The 16,741-nt window shown below is 60.4% G+C and carries 16 protein-coding genes; 13 read left to right on the plus strand and 3 right to left on the minus strand.

Annotation, left to right across the window (positions count from 1 at the left end; all coding sequences use genetic code 11):
- Positions 1 to 128 precede the first annotated feature (128 nt).
- The gene (locus BREU_RS06435) at positions 129 to 1,346 is read right to left on the minus strand and encodes an NADP-dependent isocitrate dehydrogenase (RefSeq protein WP_044090211.1); all 1,218 of its coding nucleotides are present in this window, start codon (positions 1,344 to 1,346) and stop codon (positions 129 to 131) included.
- 128 nt (positions 1,347 to 1,474) lie between these two features.
- Here BREU_RS06435 and BREU_RS06440 point away from each other — a divergent pair, with 128 nt between their 5' ends.
- Positions 1,475 to 2,599: a GuaB3 family IMP dehydrogenase-related protein gene (locus BREU_RS06440; RefSeq protein WP_044090212.1), complete on the plus strand. Its 1,125-nt coding sequence runs from the start codon at positions 1,475 to 1,477 to the stop codon at positions 2,597 to 2,599.
- A gap of 174 nt (positions 2,600 to 2,773) precedes the next feature.
- On the opposite strand, the gene BREU_RS12355 is transcribed toward BREU_RS06440, so the two are convergent.
- Entirely contained in the window at positions 2,774 to 3,109 is a 336-nt protein-coding gene (locus BREU_RS12355) for a hypothetical protein (protein ID WP_223847866.1), read from the minus strand.
- Here BREU_RS12355 and BREU_RS12360 point away from each other — a divergent pair, their 5' ends adjacent.
- The 12 genes from BREU_RS12360 to trpE all read left to right on the plus strand — a co-directional run bounded on the left by BREU_RS12360 (position 3,110) and on the right by trpE (position 15,180).
- On the plus strand, positions 3,110 to 3,307 hold the full coding sequence (locus tag BREU_RS12360) for a hypothetical protein (RefSeq protein WP_223847867.1): 198 nt from the start codon (positions 3,110 to 3,112) through the stop codon (positions 3,305 to 3,307).
- 122 nt (positions 3,308 to 3,429) lie between these two features.
- Complete coding sequence (locus tag BREU_RS06450) at positions 3,430 to 5,520, plus strand: AMP-dependent synthetase/ligase (protein WP_044090214.1); 2,091 nt, start codon at positions 3,430 to 3,432, stop codon at positions 5,518 to 5,520.
- Between the two features lie 7 nt (positions 5,521 to 5,527).
- On the plus strand, positions 5,528 to 6,013 hold the full coding sequence (locus BREU_RS06455) for a peptide deformylase (protein ID WP_044090215.1): 486 nt from the start codon (positions 5,528 to 5,530) through the stop codon (positions 6,011 to 6,013).
- Positions 6,014 to 6,302: 289 nt separating this feature from the next.
- Positions 6,303 to 7,136 (plus strand): 30S ribosomal protein S2, encoded by an 834-nt coding sequence (gene rpsB, locus BREU_RS06460; RefSeq protein ID WP_044090216.1) that lies wholly within the window; start codon positions 6,303 to 6,305, stop codon positions 7,134 to 7,136.
- A gap of 79 nt (positions 7,137 to 7,215) precedes the next feature.
- Positions 7,216 to 8,067, plus strand: a complete 852-nt coding sequence (gene tsf / locus BREU_RS06465) for a translation elongation factor Ts (protein ID WP_044090217.1) — start codon at positions 7,216 to 7,218, stop codon at positions 8,065 to 8,067.
- Positions 8,068 to 8,368: 301 nt separating this feature from the next.
- Positions 8,369 to 9,109 carry a UMP kinase gene (gene pyrH, locus BREU_RS06470; RefSeq protein WP_044090218.1) on the plus strand — a complete coding sequence of 247 codons (741 nt, stop codon included), beginning with the start codon at positions 8,369 to 8,371 and terminating at the stop codon, positions 9,107 to 9,109.
- A gap of 80 nt (positions 9,110 to 9,189) precedes the next feature.
- Entirely contained in the window at positions 9,190 to 9,741 is a 552-nt protein-coding gene (gene frr / locus BREU_RS06475) for a ribosome recycling factor (protein ID WP_044090219.1), read from the plus strand.
- 21 nt (positions 9,742 to 9,762) lie between these two features.
- Complete coding sequence (locus tag BREU_RS06480) at positions 9,763 to 10,749, plus strand: phosphatidate cytidylyltransferase (protein ID WP_044090220.1); 987 nt, start codon at positions 9,763 to 9,765, stop codon at positions 10,747 to 10,749.
- Between the two features lie 177 nt (positions 10,750 to 10,926).
- The gene (gene rlmN, locus BREU_RS06485; RefSeq protein ID WP_044090260.1) at positions 10,927 to 12,096 is read left to right on the plus strand and encodes a dual-specificity RNA methyltransferase RlmN; all 1,170 of its coding nucleotides are present in this window, start codon (positions 10,927 to 10,929) and stop codon (positions 12,094 to 12,096) included.
- 206 nt (positions 12,097 to 12,302) lie between these two features.
- Positions 12,303 to 13,073 (plus strand): imidazole glycerol phosphate synthase subunit HisF, encoded by a 771-nt coding sequence (gene hisF, locus BREU_RS06490; protein ID WP_044090221.1) that lies wholly within the window; start codon positions 12,303 to 12,305, stop codon positions 13,071 to 13,073.
- A gap of 44 nt (positions 13,074 to 13,117) precedes the next feature.
- On the plus strand, positions 13,118 to 13,513 hold the full coding sequence (gene hisI / locus BREU_RS06495; protein WP_044090261.1) for a phosphoribosyl-AMP cyclohydrolase: 396 nt from the start codon (positions 13,118 to 13,120) through the stop codon (positions 13,511 to 13,513).
- Positions 13,514 to 13,623: 110 nt separating this feature from the next.
- Entirely contained in the window at positions 13,624 to 15,180 is a 1,557-nt protein-coding gene (gene trpE, locus BREU_RS06500) for an anthranilate synthase component I (protein WP_044090222.1), read from the plus strand.
- 143 nt (positions 15,181 to 15,323) lie between these two features.
- On the opposite strand, the gene BREU_RS06505 is transcribed toward trpE, so the two are convergent.
- Positions 15,324 to 16,739 carry an amino acid permease gene (locus BREU_RS06505; protein WP_044090223.1) on the minus strand — a complete coding sequence of 472 codons (1,416 nt, stop codon included), beginning with the start codon at positions 16,737 to 16,739 and terminating at the stop codon, positions 15,324 to 15,326.
- Positions 16,740 to 16,741: the final 2 nt, after the last annotated feature.

Genomic DNA, 16,741 nt, shown 5'->3' on the forward strand with positions numbered 1-16,741 from the left:
CCCCAGCAGAGTCTGCGATTCATGAACACTCTGGTCCGATTGTAGTGGACGGGATATGAAATATCCCGGATACGTGCGAAAGAACCGTGCGTATCCGGGATATTTCAGGGTATGGGAGACCGGGATGGTCAGGCGAGGGCTTTCTGAAGATTCTCATCAAGCGCGTTCATGAAGCCCTCGGTGTCGAGCCACGGCTCGTCCGGGCCGATGAGCATGGCGAGGTCCTTGGTCATCTGGCCGCCTTCGACGGTGTCGACGATGACCTTCTCCAGCGTTTCGGCGAAGTGACGGACTTCGGGGGTGCCGTCCAAATCGGCGCGGTGCTTGAGGCCGCCCGTCCAGGCGAAAATCGAGGCGATCGGATTGGTGGAGGTCTTCTCGCCCTTGAGCCAGCGACGGTAATGGCGGGTGACGGTGCCATGTGCGGCCTCGGCCTCGACGGTCTGCCCGTCCGGGGTCATGAGTACGGACGTCATGAGACCCAGCGATCCGAAGCCTTGGGCCACGGAATCGGACTGCACATCGCCGTCATAGTTCTTGCAGGCCCAGATGTAGCCGCCATGCCATTTCAGGGAACTGGCCACCATATCGTCGATGAGACGGTGTTCGTAGGTCAGGCCGGCCTCGGCATACTTATCCTTGTACTCGGTCTCGAACACTTCTGCGAAGATGTCCTTGAACTGTCCGTCGTACGCCTTGAGAATCGTGTTCTTGGTGGACAGATACACCGGGTAATGACGCATCAGGCCGTAGTTGAAGCAGGCACGTGCGAAACCGCGGATCGAATCGTTGACGTTGTACTGCACCTGGGCCACGCCGCCGTCGGGCCCGTAGTTATAGACCACGTGCTGAATCGGCTCGGATCCGTCGTCCGGAGTGAAGGTGACGGTCAGCTGGCCAGCGCCCGGCACCTTGAAGTCGGTGGCCTTGTACTGGTCGCCGAAGGCGTGACGGGCCACGACGATCGGCTTGGTCCAGCCGGGCACCAGACGCGGCACGTTGCTCATCACGATCGGTTCGCGGAAGATGGTGCCTCCGAGGATGTTGCGGATGGTGCCGTTGGGCGACTTCCACATCTTCTTGAGGCCGAATTCCTTGACTCGGGCCTCATCGGGGGTGATGGTGGCGCACTTGACGCCGACATGGTGCTTCTGGATGGCGTGGGCGGCGTCGATGGTGACCTGATCGTCGGTCTCGTCGCGGTGTTGGATGCCCAGATCGTAGTACTCGAGGTTCACATCGAGGTACGGCAGAATGAGCCTGTCCTTGATGTCCTTCCAGATCACGCGGGTCATTTCGTCGCCGTCAAGTTCAACGACGGTGCCTTCGACCTTGATTTTGGCCATGCTTCCTCCTGATAGATGCTTTCGCGGAATGGTTCAGTCTTATCGCATGTTTGTAACGAGTCGGTTCGGGATTCGAGAATATGGACACCTTAGCGGGGGCGTCCGTCCCCGGCAATAGTGTGGAGACCATGTCTCAGGAAATTGAAATCGGTTTGGGCAAAAAAGGCCATCTAGGCTACGCGCTTGACGACGTGGCCATCGTCCCCTCACGGCGTACGCGCGACCCTGAGGATGTATCCACCTCCTGGCAGATCGATGCCTATGAGTTCGACGTCCCGGTCATCGGCGCGCCGATGGACTCGGTCACCAGCCCGGCCACCGCCATCGCGATGGGCAAGATGGGTGCCCTTGGTGTGCTCGACCTGGAAGGCTTGTGGACCCGCTATGAGGATCCGGAGCCGCTGCTGGACGAGATTTCACAGCTTCCGGCCAACCAGGCCACGGCACGTATCCAGCAGATCTATGCTGAGCCGGTCAAGCCCGAGCTCATCACTCAGCGTCTTCGTGAGATCCGCGCGGCCGGCGTCACGGTGGCGGGCGCGTTGTCCCCGCAGCGCACGCAGCAGTTCTACTCCACAGTGGTGGATGCGGGCGTCGACCTGTTCGTGATTCGCGGAACGGTGGTGTCTGCCGAGCACGTTTCCTCGTCACATGAGCCGTTGAACCTGAAGAAGTTCATCTACGATCTCGATGTGCCGGTGATTGTCGGCGGTGCTTCCAATTACACCGCTGCTCTGCATCTGATGCGCACCGGTGCCGCAGGCGTGCTGGTCGGCTTCGGCGGCGGTGCGGTCGCCGCCACCCGCCAGACCTTGGGCGTCCAGGCGCCTATGGCCACGGCCATCGCCGATGTGGCCGAGGCCCGCCGCGATTACATGGATGAGTCGGGCGGCCGTTACGTGCAGGTGATTGCCGATGGCGGCATGGGGGATTCCGGCAGCTTCGTGAAAGCCCTGGCCTTGGGCGCCGATGCGGTGATGCTCGGGGCGCCTCTGGCGCGTGCGACCGAAGCGCCGGGCAAGGGCACGCACTGGGGTGCGGAAGCCCGTCATCAGACGTTGCCCCGTGGATACCGCACCACGGTGGGTACAGTGGCGCCACTGGAACAGATTCTGTTCGGCCCGAGCCATCAGGCGGACGGCAAGACCAATTTCATCGGCGCTCTGAAGCGAGCCATGGCATCCACCGGCTACGTGGACGTCAAGAATTTCCAGCGCTGCGGCATGATGGTCACGCCGTATTCCGCTCGCTGATCATCGGTTTCGCCGAGGCGCCGCGCAGAGTACAGGACCGTCGGCGCAATCGCCGGTTTTCGCCCTTGAAAATCGACAAACCATGTTGATTTGTCGATTTTCAAGGGCGTTTTCTTTGCAATCAGCGAAGTAGTTTGACATGTACGACGCAAAGTGGTGATGTGGTGTCCAGATTCAACCAATGACGGTTGGGTCGCAATAGGGAATCACAGGTGATCTGCCATGGAATACAATGGCTTTTTCTATCATCAACGCACGCCTCTGCCAAGCTATGACGGTTTCATCACCGTCGAGCTTTCCGAAAGGCCGGTTCGCTACCATATACAGCCGTTGTTCGCATGTGGCATGAGCGGCCAGGAATGCCACACCATGGCGCTTGCCGCATGCCGGATCGCATGCAATTGCGCTGATGCCATCCGGGGAAAACTGAGCGTTGCCCGACTGCAACGTGCGTTGACCGCGCCTTGTCTGGAACGATTGCAGACCATGCAGTACCTGCTCGATATCCATATGGCCACCCATCCTGAGATCAAAGCGAAATTCTGCTATCTGCCCACAGTCCCCAATCTGATCAACGGCATGATCATCAGCGACACCATCATGGAGCTTGCCGTTCTCATGACCATCGGGCAGGAAAACCTGCGCGTGAACCTCAAATTCAAGTACATAGGCTCACGCTGGATGTGCGTGTTCGCCGATCTCGGATAGCGGCACGGGGATCCGCCTTGTGCCCCTGCATGCCGCACTGACAATCTCCGACATGTTGTCCGTGCTCCAGACGGCCGATGCCTGTGGCGTAGTCATAGGACGTTTCGCCTATAGTGGAGCGTATGCGTGAACATGTTGAACAACCCAGATACGTCACCACGGATGAAGACACGGTTTTCTCGCTGCTGTCGAAGCGCGCCGCCCGCACGCCGGACGACACCATCGCCGAGTGGCAGGATGATGATTCACATCAATGGCACGGCGTCACCGCCTCCCAGATGCTGTCTCGCGTGCGCGAAGTGGCCAAGGGGCTGCTGGGTCTTGGCGTCAAGGCCGGCAGCATGGTGTTGATCTACTCGCCAACGTGCTACGAGTGGGGCGTCACCGATTTTGCGTGCGCGGCGATCGGCGCGGTCGTGGTGCCTGTGTATGAGACGGATTCCGCCAAGCAGACCGCCGGCATCATCGAGGAGGTCGACCCGGCGATCGCATTTGCAGGGGACTTCCAACGTGCGCAGACGCTCGAGCAGATCCGAGCCGGTCATCCAGGCCTGAAATACGTGTTCAACTATCAGGCCGATGGGCTGGACGCCGTGGCGGACTTCGGCCGTGGCATCAGCGACGAGACGCTGGACGCCGCCATCTCCCGCATCACCGCCGACGATCTGCTCACCGTGGTCTACACCTCCGGGTCCACCGGCAAGCCCAAAGGGGCCATGCTCTCCAACCGCAACTACACCCATATCGTGCTCAACGGCTACGAGATCCTGCGGGGGATGCTGTACGACGACAACCGTCTTCTGCTGTTCCTGCCCCTTGCCCATTGCTTCGCCCGGTACATCCAGTATGTGTGCATCGGCGGGTGCGGCGTCGTGGGATACCTCCCCAACGCCAAACATCTTCTCGCCGACATCCGCAGCTTCAAACCCACCTATCTGCTCGGTGTCCCACGTGTGTTCGAGAAGGTGTACAACGCCGCCTCACAGAAGGCCGGCGCCGGAATCCAGGGATATATATTCGCCCGGTCGGTGAAGCATTTCGTCAAATGGAGCAAGGATGGGCAGTCCGGACATGGTCATTCCGTGTTCGACCGCATCAGCCACTCCTTCTTCATGGCCACGGTCGGCAAGTCGATTCGTTCCGCGCTTGGACCGAACCTCCGCTGGCTCGCATGCGGAGGCGCACCGCTCAACGTCGATCTCGCCCACTTCTTCAACGGCATGGACGACATCACGTTCATCCAGGGATACGGCATGACCGAAACAGCGGCTCCGATGCTGGTCAATTGGGAGGACGACAACGAGGTCGGGTCCGTGGGCAAGCCCGGTCCCGGCATGGGCGTGCGTCTGGGCGAGGACGATGAGATCGAACTCACCGGGCCCAATGTGTTCCTTGGCTATTACAAGCAGCCTGAGCTGACCGCCCAGACCATGACCGCAGACGGATGGATCAAGACGGGTGACCTTGGTCGCATCGACGACAGGGGCTTCACCTTCATCACCGGACGCAAGAAGGACATCATCATCACCGCTGGCGGCAAGAACATCAGCCCGGCGCCGATGGAGGACATCATCGACACGTGCCCGATCGTGTCGCATGCCGTGGTGGTGGGCGATGGCAAGCCCTTCGTTTCTGCGCTGATCGAACTCGACCCCGACATGCTGCATTCGTGGCTGTCGGGCCAGGGGCTTGACGCGCACATGACCCTCGATGAGGCCAGGGACAACGATGCGGTGCGCGCGTTCATCCAGCAGTACGTCGATCAGGCAAATGCCAATGTCTCCCGGGCCGAATCCGTACGAAAGTTCGTGATTCTCAATGAGGTCTTCAGCCAGGAGCGAGGAACACTGACGCCGAGCATGAAGGTGGTGCGCCCCAAGGTGCTCAAGCGGTACGATTCCGTCATCGAAGATGAGCTGTATGCCCCCAAGCCGTCCAACAAGCCGCTGCCGGCCACCGTCAAGATCATCGACAGCACTTCGGAGACCGTGAAGAAAGCCTCCGAACAGGTCAGGCAGGCTTCGGAGCAGGTCAAGCAGGCCTCCGAACAGGTCAAATCCAGTGTGTCCGATTCGCTTGCTAGCGTGCAGGAGAAAATCAAGAAGACCAAGGCCGAATCCGAGCAAGCCGAGCAATCCGAGCAAGAGTCGGACGATGCCGGGAGCATGGTCGGCCAACCACAGGCTGACGCCAACGAGAAGAACGAGGAGTGACATCACAGTGGCCATTCGTGAGATTCGAGTCGTGCCCGATCCGGTACTGCGCACCCCATGCGACGAGATCAGGGAAATCACCCCTGCCGTGCGCAGGTTGGTGCAGGATCTGCTCGATACGGTGAACGATCCGGGCCGTGCCGGTCTGTCCGCCAACCAGATCGGTGTGAGTCTCAGGGCGTTCTCCTATAACATCGACGGACATGTCGGGTACATCCTCAACCCGGTACTGGAGGAGACCTCCGGCGAGCAGTATGGCGACGAGGGATGCCTGTCGGTGCCGGGCCTGTGGTACAAGACGCGAAGGGCCGATCACGCCCGCGTGCGGGGCATCGACCTGGACGGCAAGGAAGTGGTGTTGGAGGGTGCAGGCCTCATGGGCCGCATGCTTCAGCATGAATGCGATCATCTCGACGGCCATGTCTATCTTGACCGTCTCGAAAAGGACGAGCGTCGCGAAGCCATGAGGTACATGCGCACGCATCAGCGATAAGCAGATATTCTGTCGCTTCCGCGGAGAATCAGTGGACGCGGCCGCTCCGATGGCTGTTGGGGCGGCCGCTTTTCCATATCTGGTGATACCCTTAAATTTTGTGTGCCACTCGGCAAAGAGCGCAGTCGCAGGTGCTCGGAGCCACCCATTATCGTCGACCGGCACACCACAAATACGCGTCATGCTCGCGACGGCCTGTGTCGGTCGGTGGCGACTCGAGCGATCGGGGAAGCCGCTGCACGCAGGTGCGCATGACCAGGCAAGAACCGACAAGAAAGGTAGTATTACCATGGCTCAGATCACTATGAGCGAGATGCTGAAGGCAGGTCTGCACTTCGGCCACCAGACCCGTCGTTGGAACCCGAAGATGAAGCAGTTCATCCTCACCCAGCGTAACGGCATCCACATCATCAACCTGTTCAAGTCGCTCGACATGATCGACAAGGCCTACGACTTCATCAAGACCACCGTCGCCCACAACGGCACCGTGCTCTTCGTCGGCACCAAGAAGCAGGCTCAGGAGGCCATCGCTGCACAGGCCACCCGCGTGAACATGCCTTACGTTTCCGAGCGCTGGCTCGGCGGCATGCTGACCAACTTCCAGACCGTTTCCAAGCGCGTGTACCGTCTCAAGGAACTTGAGGAGATGGACTTCAACGACGTGCACGGCTCCGGCCTGACCAAGAAGGAGCTCCTCCTGCTCGAGCGCGAGAAGGACAAGCTGGAGAAGCAGCTCGGCGGCATCCGCAACATGAACCGTACGCCTTCCGCCATGTTCGTCGTTGACGTCACCAAGGAAGCCCTGGCTGTCGAAGAAGCTCACAAGCTCGGCATCCCGGTCGTCGCCATCGTTGACACCAACGCCGATCCCGACATCGTCGAATACCCGATTCCGGCCAACGATGACGCCATCCGCGGCATCGAACTGCTGACCAGCCTGATGGCCGACGCCGTTGCGGAAGGTCTGCTGGAGCGTTCCGGCCAGGCCAACAAGACCGCCGACGACGCTCAGCCAATGGCCGCTTGGGAGAAGGAACTTCTGACCAACGAAGCCCCCGCCGAGGCCGCCGCTGAAGCAGCTCCGGCCGCCGAAGGCGAAACCGAGGCCCCGAAGGCCGAGTGATGCTCTAGGATGGGAAGTGCCTGAACAAGCGCTTCCCATCTGTTTTGGGTAAGCAAAATCTTCTTAAAGGAGAACATCAATGGCAGCAATTACCGCCGCACTGATCAAGCAGGTTCGTGAGGACACCGGCGCCGGCATGCTCGACGTCAAGAAGGCTCTCACCGAGGCCGAAGGCGACGTGGCACGCGCCAAGGAAATCATCCGCGCCAAGGGCATCGCCGCAGCCGGCAAGCGTGAAGGCCGCAAGGCCCAGGAGGGCACCATCGCCTCCAAGGTCGTCGAGATCGAAGGCAACGAGACTGGTTACGCCGTCGAGCTGAACTCCGAGACCGACTTCGTGGCCAAGACCCCGAAGTTCGTCGAGTTCGCCGATGAGGTGCTCGGCTACGCTGTGGCTGCCGGTGCCGGCTCCGTCGAAGAGCTGGAAGCCGCCAAGGCCGGCGACTCCACCGTCAAGGTCGCAGTCGAGGAGGCCGCAGCCCTGTTCGGTGAGCACGTCAAGATTGGTCAGTTCGCCAAGATCTCCGGCGAGCACGTCGAAATCTACGCTCACAAGAAGTCCGCCGAGATGCCGCCGAGCATCGTCGCCATGATCGCGACCGACAAGGCCGGTGCCGCCGTGGCCCACGAAGCCGCTCTGCAGATCTCCGCCATGGGCGCCAAGTGGCTCACCCGCGAGGATGTTCCGGCCGATGTGGTCGAGTCCGAGCGTCGCGTGGCCACCGAGAAGTCCCAGGCCGAAGGCAAGCCGGAGAAGATCATCCCCAAGATCGTCGAGGGCCGCCTCAACGCCTTCTACAAGGAAGTCGTGCTGCTCGAGCAGCCGTTCGTCAAGGATCCGTCCAAGACCGTCGGCAAGCTGTTCGAGGAAGTGGGCGGCAAGGCCACTGCCTTCGCCCGCATCGAGGTCGGCAAGGGCGAGGAAGAGTGAACATCAGGTTCACTGTCGCCTAGTATCCTGCGTCATTAATTCGTTGTTTATACTTCTGGCTCCCCTTGTCAGGGGAGCTGGCCCGCGAAGCGGGACTGAGGGGTAGTGAATTAATCAACGAGCTGACGGAGCTGCATACTAGTTTGACGCATTGATTGAAAACGTCATCCGGAGCAAGCCTTCGGATGGCGTTTTCTTATATGGGGGGGTGTCAATGCCGGGGGTGTCGTTGTAAACCGATACCCTTGTCTACGGATATTTTGCAGGCACTTCCATGAAGTCTCAGGGAAAGGCAACACACATGACTGAAAGCGACAAGCCTCGTAGGGTTCTACTGAAGCTGTCCGGTGAAGCGTTCGGCGGCGGCAAGGTGGGCATCGACACCCATGTCATCCGTCGCATCGCCGAGGAGATCGTTCCTGCAGTGCAGCAGGGCGTCCAGGTGGCCATTGTGGTCGGCGGCGGCAACTTCTTCCGTGGTGCGGAGCTCCAGCAGGCCGGCATCGATCGCTCTCGCGGCGACTACATGGGCATGCTCGGCACGGTGATGAACTGCCTCGCCCTGCAGGATTTCCTGGAGCAGGAAGGCCAGTCCACCCGCGTGCAGACCGCGATCACGATGGGTCAGGTCGCTGAGCCGTACATTCCGCTCAAAGCCATCCGTCATCTCGAAAAAGGCCGTGTCGTCATCTTCGGCGCCGGCGCCGGCATGCCGTACTTCTCCACAGACACAGTCTCGGTGCAGCGCTCCCTTGAGATCCACTGCGACGAAGTGCTGATGGGCAAGAACGGCGTCGATGGCGTCTACACCGCCGACCCGCGCAAGGATCCGAACGCCAAGCGCTTCGTGACGTTGAGCTACAAGCGCGCGCTTGTCGACAACTTGGCCGTGATGGATGCCTCCGCACTGTCGATGGCACGCGACAACAAGAAGCTCATTCGTGTCTTCGGACTCGAAGGTGCTGGTAACGTGACCCGGGCGCTCGTCGGCGAGGAGATCGGCACATTGGTCTCCAGCGCGGAATCGCGTGTGGCTGACTGATTGCAGGCGCAGGAACGCCTACAATCAGATAACAAGCGTTCATGGAAGAACACCATTCGAATCATTAAGGAGTAACTAGCATGTCTCTCATCGATCAGGCCAAGGAACAGATGGCCAAGACTGTGGAAAACACCAAGGAGAACTTTGCGGGCATCCGCACCGGGCGCGCCAATCCCGCACTGCTCAACGGCATCATGGTCGACTACTATGGCGCACCGACTCCGATCAAGGCCGTAGCCTCCATCGGTGTTCCCGAGCCCCGTACCCTTGCCGTGACCCCGTTCGATGCTTCCCAGGCCGCTGCCGTGGAGAAGGCCATTCGCAATTCCGACCTCGGCGTCAGCCCGAACCGCGACGGCAACGTCATCCGCCTGACCATGCCCGAGCTTACCGAGGACCGCCGCAAGGAATACGTCAAGCTCGCCAAGGGCAAGGCCGAAGATGGCAAGGTCGCCGTCCGCAATATTCGTCGCAAGACCAAGGAAACCATCGACAAGTCCGTCAAGGACGGCGATATGGGCGAGGATGAAGGCGATCGTCTACTCAAGGACCTTGACAAGGTCACCAAGTCCGTCACCGATGAAATCGATGCTCTGCTGGAGACCAAGCAGAAGGAGATCATGGAGGTCTGAGCGATCAGCTCCGGGAGCATTATGGAACGTAACGATCAATTGCACGAAGAGGCCGAGGAGGCCCTGAACCAGATCAACAAGAAGACCGGCCGTAATATGCCACAGGCCATCGGCACGGCTGTAGTGCTGGTTGCTCTGATCCTGGCCAGTCTGCTCATCAGAATCGACCTGTTCGTGCTGTTGGTCGTGGTGTTCATGGTCTTGGCATTGTGGGAGCTCCGTGTGGATTTCGCCACCGTGGGCCTGCATATCCCCGTCGTCATGCTCTGGATATGTTCGTCCTTCACGTTGCTTGCGACTTACTATGCTCCCTACCATCTCATCACGATGTCGCTGAGCGTCATCGTATCCATCATCCTGGTATCCATTTCTGCGAGCGCCAAGCTCAGCTTCGGCAACCGTCTGTCCCTCGCGGTCGCAGGCAAACTATCGAACACGGATGCCAGCGCCCGGCTGGAATCCTCGTTCAATCACGACGGCGGTGAGTTGCATCACTCCCGTATCAGCCATGTGGCTGTCTCGGTGCTCACCGTGCTGTACATTCCGTTGCTGGCCAGCTGCATCATCATTCCGCTCACCTTCAACAATCATCCTGTGGCGCACGCCATCATGCTGGTATTCCTGCCGGCGCTTTCCGACACTGGCGGATTATTCGCCGGCGCATGGCTCGGCAAGCATAAGCTCAGTCCGCGCATCTCGCCCAAGAAGTCTGTCGAAGGCCTCATCGGATCGATGCTGTTCGCCATGACGGGGGCGTTCGCGGTGTTCTTCTGCACCTATGATTCCTCCATCTGGGCGAGCCGTTGGTGGGTCCCAATCGTCGCCGGCGTACTGATTGGCGCAGTCGGCACCTTCGGCGACCTGTGCGCATCCATGCTCAAACGAGACATCGGCATCAAGGACATGGGGCATCTGCTCAAAGGCCATGGCGGCGTGATGGATCGTGTGGATTCCATTCTGATGAGCGCCGCGTTCACGTGCGCATTGCTGTGGGTCACCGGGTTGTAGAACGCTGACAAACGAGGCGATAACGCAATGCTCAATGATTGATTGTGGCGGTGCATCTTACCGGCGACTATGAAGATGCACCGCCATTACAATGTGAGTAGAGCCGTCCATGAATAGTCGGTATCGGTAATTCGTTGGTATTTTGTATTCCCCGTCAAGGTAAGAGTGAAGTTCGGCATGACCGCACATGAGATTGATACACCTGAAACCGGCATCACCCCCGGTGGCACCTCCGGCGCCTTCCGCGATGTGCTGTCCAAAGACCATGCTCGCCGTGGCAAGCCTCCGCTGCATTTCGTGGACATGACGCCTGAAGAGCGCATCGCTGGCGTAGAGTCGTTGGGATTGCCGAAGTTCCGCGCCAAGCAGTTGGCGAACCATTACTACGGCCATTTCGATGTGGATGCTGCGGAATACAGCGATTTTCCCGCCGCCAAACGTGCCGAGGCGGCCGAGATGTTCTTCCCGCAGCTCATCACCGAAGTCACTCGGCAGGTGGCCGACCAAGGCACCACCATCAAGACGCTGTGGCGCCTGTTCGACGGCTCGCTCATTGAATCCGTGCTGATGCGCTATCCGACACGCACCACGCTCTGCATATCCTCGCAGGTCGGTTGCGGCATGGGCTGCCCGTTCTGCGCGACGGGCAAGATGGGCCTGACCCGCAATATGTCGGCGGGCGAGATCGTGGAACAGGTGCGCGTGGCGGCGAAGATGATGCGTGACGGCGAAGTCGCCGGTGGCCCGGGCCGCCTCAGCAACATCGTGTTCATGGGCATGGGCGAGCCGATGGGCAATTACAAGTCCGTGCTGTCCGCGGTGCGGCAGATCTCCGCCATGCCTCCCGAAGGCTTCGGCATTTCAGCGCGCAACATAACCGTCTCCACGGTAGGCGTGGTGCCCGGAATCAAAAAGCTCACCGCCGAAGGCCTTCCTGTGCGTCTGGCTGTTTCCCTCCACGCGCCCAGCGACGAACTGCGCGACGAGCTGGTGCCTATGAACCGACGCTTCAACACCACGCAGGTGCTGGACGCCGCTCATGATTATTGGCTTGCCTCCAAGCGACGCGTCAGCATTGAGTACGCGTTGATGCGCGGCATCAACGATCAGGCAGAACATGCTCGTCTGCTGGCCAAACGACTCAATCATTATGGTGATAACTGGGCCCATGTGAACCCCATTCCTCTCAATCCGATCGAGGGCTCCCGATGGACCGCCTCCAAACCGGAGGATGAGGCGCGGTTCTTGGAGATCCTGCATGACGCGGGCATCACCGCCACTTTGCGCGACACCCGTGGACAGGATATCGATGGTGCCTGCGGCCAGCTTGCCGCCAAAGAGCGCTGACGACCTACGACTGATGCCTGTGTGACGATTATCGCCTTCCTCTTGAGAGGAAGGCGTTCCTTCAGGGGCGTACGGCAGGTGGTTTTGCCGTAAACCCGTTGTGACCGTTTATGATTCTCATATTGCAGAAGCCGATATGGTTCATGTAATGACCGATAGGTAGGCTGAAGCACTGTACAAAGCGAAACCGAACAGGGGAGTGGAGCATGTCGCTGGCGGTACGAGTCATCCCGTGCCTGGATGTCGATGACGGTCGCGTGGTGAAAGGTGTGCATTTCGAGAACCTCAAGGATGCCGGCGACCCGGTGGAGCTGGCCGCCGAATACTACCGTCAGGGCGCCGATGAGCTGACGTTCCTCGATGTGACCGCCTCCAGCTCGCATCGTAGGACCATGATCGATGTGGTTTCCCGCACGGCCGAACAGGTGTTCATCCCGATGACGGTCGGTGGCGGTGTGCGTACGCCTGAGGATGTGGATTCGCTGCTGCGCTGCGGCGCGGACAAGGTCGGCGTCAACACGGCTGCCATCAATGATCCTTCGCTGATCAGCCGTGTGGCCGAACGATTCGGGAACCAGGTGCTGGTGCTGTCCGTGGATGCCCGCCGCGAGCAGGGCGAACAGCATACCCAGTCTGGTTTCGAGGTCACCACCATGGGTGGCCGCAAATCCACCGGCATCGATGCGATCTGGTGGGTCAAACGGGCCGAGGAGCTTGGAGCCGGCGAAATCCTGCTGAACTCCATGGACGCAGACGGCACCCGGCAGGGATTCGATCTGGAGATGATTCGTGCGGTGCGCAGGGAAGTGAAGATTCCGATCATCGCATCCGGCGGTGCCGGCAAGGTCGAGGACTTTCCGCCGGCCATCGAGGCGGGTGCCAACGCGGTGCTGGCGGCATCGGTGTTCCATTACGGCATCATGACCATCGCCGATGTGAAAGCGGAATTGAAGAAGCACGGCTACACCGTGCGCTGAACAAGTACGATACATGGACAATGCAGGCAAACGGATATAACGACATGGCAGAACACGAATACGACAATTCCACCGAGCTCGACCCACGAATCGCCGCGCGACTGAAGCGCGATGCCAAGGGACTGGTCGCGGCCGTCATCCAGCAGTACGACACCCGCGAGGTGCTGATGGTCGGCTATATGAATGACGAGGCGCTGCGGCGCACCCTGACCACCGGGCGCGTCACGTTCTGGTCCCGTTCTCGTCAGGAATACTGGCGCAAGGGAGACACTTCAGGCCACGTGCAGTATGTCAAGGGCGTCTCGCTCGATTGCGACGGTGATGCACTGCTGGTCGAAGTCGATCAGGTGGGTGCCGCATGCCATACCGGCAAGCGCAGCTGCTTCCTCGAAGGAGGGCCGCTGCCTGTGGTCGAAGGCCACCGTCCTGCCGGGCAATAGGCTTACGCCGGATTCCCTTTGTCGGCGGACGCCATACGCAGCACGGCCAAGGGACGGTTGGTATTGCGGGAATACATGCAGTGGATTGGGATATCAGTCAAGGAGCGATAATGAGCGAATGCAGCGTCAAGAATCTTACATGGGGAGCCACTTGGCCTAGCCGTGATCAGTTCCACGAACTCGCCGATGAAGGCTATCGTGTGATTCCTATTGTGCGCCGACTGCTCGCAGACTCCCTGACCCCGGTTGGTTTCTACGAGCGGCTCGCCGGCGGACGCTCCGGCACGTTCATTCTCGAATCGGCGGAATTCGGCGGTTCCTGGAGCCGATACAGCTTCATCGGTGTCAATTCCATGGCCCAGTTGCGCTCTAACGACGGCAAAGCCGACTGGTTGGGTAAGGTGCCGGCCGGTGTACCCAACGAGGGCGATGTCATTGAAGTCGCCCATGCCGCACTGAAGACGCTCAAGGCCCCGCATGTGGAGGGGCTGCCGAACCTGACCTCTGGTTTGGTCGGCACTGTCGGCTGGGATGCCATCCGCCATTGGGAGCCGACGTTGCGTGGATCGGCTCCGAACGAGACCGGCCAGCCGGAAACCGTGCTCGCCCTCGCCACCGACATCGCCGTGGTCGACCATGTCTCCGGTTCCGTATGGCTCATCGCCAACGCCGTGAACGTGGACGACAAGCCCACTCGTGCGGACGGCGCCTACGACGAGGCCGTGGCTCGACTGGATCGTATGCAGCGCGACGCCGCCACCCCCACCGAGGGCGAGGCACGCGTCAATGTGCTGGACGAGTCGGTCAAGCAGCCCGAACTGCGTTTCCATACCGAGAAAAGCCATTACGAACATGCCGTGGAGGAAGCCAAGCGTCATATTGTCGACGGCGATGTGTTCCAGGTGGTCATCTCCCAGCGTCTCGACATCGATTCTCCGGCCGACCCGTTCGACGTCTACCGCGTGCTGCGCACATTGAACCCGAGCCCGTACATGTACTTCATGGCGCTTACCGACGCGCAGGGCCGAGACTTCAACGTCATCGGCTCCAGCCCGGAGACGCTCATCAAGGTGGATAACGGCCATGCGATGACGTTCCCGATCGCCGGTTCCCGTCCACGTGGCGCCACGCCTGAAGAGGACGAGAAGCTCGCGAAGGAGCTGCTTGCCGATCCGAAGGAACGCAGCGAGCACATCATGCTCGTGGACTTGTCGCGCAATGATCTGAGCAAGGTGTGCGTGCCGCAGTCCGTAGAAGTCGTACAGCTCATGGACATCAAGCGTTTCAGCCACATCATGCACATCTGCTCGACCGTCACCGGACGGGTCGACCCCTCGTTGACCGCCTTCGACGTGTTCAAGTCCGCGTTCCCCGCCGGCACGCTCTCCGGTGCACCCAAGCCGCGCGCCGTGGAGATTATCGACGAATTGGAACCCGCCGATCGCGGCATCTACGGCGGTACCGTCGGCTACTTCGACTTCTCCGGCAACATGGACATGGCCATAGCCATCCGTACCGCGTTCCTGCGCGACCATGAGGCGAGCGTGCAGGCAGGTGCCGGCATCGTGCTCGACTCCGTGCCCGCCAACGAGTGGCAGGAGACCCGCAACAAGGCCGAGGCCAGTGTCGAGGCCGTCCAGATCGCCGCCCAGCTGCGCGAACTGTAAGCGGTACATGAACAACTGAGCATTAGCCTTCTTGTCGCAATCCACATTGTGGCAAGAAGGCTCATTCATTGTGCTCGATAGTGACCATCACAGCGATCAGGAAGGTCCAACAAGGTCGAGCACAACACATCTGCCGTGCTCTATTAGTTACGTTTCCCGCGCCTGCGGCGACGTTCGAGCAGGTGGTATCCGCCGTAGCAGCAGGCGACGAACGGAATCATGCAATACAGCGTGGAACGCTGCGTGTCATCCAGCACCACCAGCACGAGCGCGCCGACGCACATCGCCATGGCGAGCCAGGGAAGCACCGGATATCCGGGGGCCTGATACCCCAATTCGTCGGTACTGCGCCCGGAACGCACCCATTCGCGGCGGAACCGGATATGACACACGCACACGGAAAACCACACCACCAGCGTCGCCAAGCCGGATACGGCGACCAGCACCAGATACACGGTCGAGGCGGCAATCACAGAAGACAGCAGCGCCAATAGCGAGCCCGCCATGCTGAACAGCACGGCCCACACAGGCACGCCGTGGAAGTTCGTCTTGGCGAACCGAGCGGGGATGAGACGCTCCTTGGCCAGCGACCACACCATGCGCGAGCACACGTACAGGCCGGAGTTCGCGGCGGACAGCACGGCGGTGAGGACCACGAAGTTCATGACGTCGCCGGCGAACGGCATACCAATCGACTGGAATACCAGCACGAACGGGCTGGTCTCCACGCCGGCCTGATGCCACGGGATCAGAGCGGACATCACCGCGATGGATCCGATGAAGAACAGGGCCAGACGGAACACCGTGGTGTGCACGGCTTTGGGAATCGCATGCGAGGGATCCTTCGTTTCGCCGGCGGCCACGCCGACCACCTCGGTGCCGGAGAACGCGAACACCACCGTGAGCAGCGTGGAGAACACCGGTGCGAAGCCGTTCGGGAACCAGCCGTCGGCGTTGAAGTTGCCGAACAGTGGCGCGTGGTCGTATCCGGCGATGGGAATCACGCCGAAGATCGCCAGCAGTCCGATGACGATGAACGCCGTGATCGCCAGCACCTTGATTGAGGCGAACCAGAACTCGGCCTCGCCATACAGACGCACCGACATGATGTTGAGCGCGAACACCGCCACGATGAACACGGCCGACCACACCCATGCCGGCGAATCCGGGAACCATCGTTGCATGAGCAATCCGGCCGCCGTGAACTCGCTGGCGAGCGCCACCGCCCAGTTGAGCCAGTACAGGATGGCGATGGTGAATGCGGTGCCGGGGCCGATGAACCGCTTGGCGTACATGTGGAAGCTGCCGGCGTACGGCATGGCCACGGAAAGCTCGCCAAGGGAGACCATCACACAATAGACGAGCAGGGAGCCGACCGCGTATGCCAGGATCGCGCCGAGCGGTCCGGCCTGATGGATGGTGTAGCCGGAACTGACGAACAATCCGGTGCCGATCACACCTCCCAGAGAGATCATGGTCAGATGGCGTGACTCCATCTTGCGTTCGAGACCGCTCTGGGCATTGTCGTCACTGGTTGCGCCTTCACAGGCATCCGCCATGT

It is taken from the genome of Bifidobacterium reuteri DSM 23975, from assembly GCF_000741695.1.
GTDB lineage: Bacteria > Actinomycetota > Actinomycetes > Actinomycetales > Bifidobacteriaceae > Bifidobacterium > Bifidobacterium reuteri.